Source organism: Erythrobacter sp. (assembly GCF_038133525.1).
Taxonomy (GTDB): Bacteria; Pseudomonadota; Alphaproteobacteria; order Sphingomonadales; family Sphingomonadaceae; genus Qipengyuania.
Genome location: NZ_JAYPTL010000188.1, coordinates 1 through 1,584 on the forward strand (window position 1 = coordinate 1; position 1,584 = coordinate 1,584).

At 62.9% G+C, this 1,584-nt stretch carries 2 protein-coding genes; one reads left to right on the top strand and one right to left on the bottom strand.

Annotation, left to right across the window (positions count from 1 at the left end):
- The coding region (locus tag AAFM29_RS17855) for a hypothetical protein (RefSeq protein WP_341714050.1) at nucleotides 1-659 on the top strand (659 nt) is incomplete at its 5' end.
- 3 nt (nucleotides 660-662) lie between these two features.
- Here AAFM29_RS17855 and AAFM29_RS17860 read toward each other — a convergent pair.
- The coding region (locus tag AAFM29_RS17860; RefSeq protein WP_341714051.1) for a sigma factor at nucleotides 663-1,584 on the bottom strand (922 nt) is incomplete at its 5' end.

Sequence of the window (1,584 nt, forward strand, 5' to 3'; positions counted from 1 at the left end):
TGCCTGTGTCGTGGGGTCGAAACCAGCGCGGTATGCAGGCAGGCGCTGAGCTGTCGGGTGACGAGCTGGCCGCGGCGCAGGCCGCGTGGCTGCGCGGTCGTGAGGCTGCCGTCGAGATTGCGCGCACGCTGGCTGCAGCAGGGCTACACAAGCAAGTCGTCAACCGGGTGCTTGAGCCTTGGATGTGGATCACGGTGCTCATCACGGCAACGGACTGGGACAACTTCTATGCCCTGCGATGTCATCCCGACGCGCAGCCCGAGCTACGACACGCCGCCGAGATGATGCGCGATGCGATGGCAGCCTCGACGCCGCGACGGATCGCATACGGTGAATGGCACGTCCCGTATGCCCGTGACGAAGACGCGACGGTGGCCGCGACCGCGCTTGACAACGTCTGGTCTGACGACATCACGCCGCAAACCTATGCGCGCCTGTTGCTCAGCGTCGCACGTTGCGCCCGCGTCAGCTATGACGCTTCGGCATCGGTGCGCGAACAGGCCGAAGACATCGTGCTGGCCAAGCGGCTGGCATCCTCGGGACATTGGAGCCCATTTGAACACATCGCTACACCTACACACCGACTAGGCTACAGTGCAAACTTCTGGGGCTGGTGTCAGCTTCGGCGGCTGCATCGCGGTGAGGCGGGGCAGGTGTAGTGGCTAATCCACCCTCTGCGCCACCGCGCGCAGTCGCCCCAGCGCCGCAGCTAGCATCGCACGTCGCGCGATGTCGCCCTCGGGCAGCGTCACACTCAAAGCCTCTCCGTCCAGTTCAAGCCCGTACACTTCCCCCAGCACGCGACGATACTTCGCCGGCAGTCGCATATAGGCAGCATCAACCAACCCGCCCCGCTGTTTCGTCTCGACGTCGTCTTCGTGTTCGGCTTGCAGCTCGGCCAATCGCTGCGACACCAGCGTCTGCGAAATCGCCTCTTCGGGGTTGCGGCTGCGACCGTAGGTCTGCACTTCAGGGTGCTCGTGACCTAGATGCAGATGCCGATACTGCTTAACCTTTTCGAGCGGCATCGAGAACAGCATCGCAACGTCGTCGTCGGTGAGGCTGTCGGGGTTACGGTTTAGCCGGGCTGCTTCGGCGTCGATGCGACTGCGCAGATCGGTCGCGGTCTTCTTTGCGGCGGCCGGAATCTTGACTAGGGATTCGTCTTCAAACAACTTGCCGATCTCACAGCGAACCCACCAGCGCGCGTAGGACAGAAACGAGGTCACAGAGCCGGACTCGACGAGACTGGCATTGAACTTGTCGAGGGCACGCAGTCCACCGATCTTCGCGGTCTGCACGAGGTCTTCAAACGGTACGTGCCTTGCTTGTGCGCGGTGCGCGATCTGTTGAAACCATCGCTCATGCGTCGCCAGATACGCGGCGGCGGCTTTCGGATATGGGCCACTATCAAGTGCTTGCCGCTGCTCTACGGTGAGTTTGTCGCGGTCCAGCGGACTCGACAGCCCCAGTCGCCTTACCTCAACGTCCCGTATAGCCAGCACCCGTTCAAGCTCGCCCCGACGCCTGCGCGCCGCAGCAATAGCACGTGCCGATGTCGCAGGTTTGGCTACACGTCGTCTC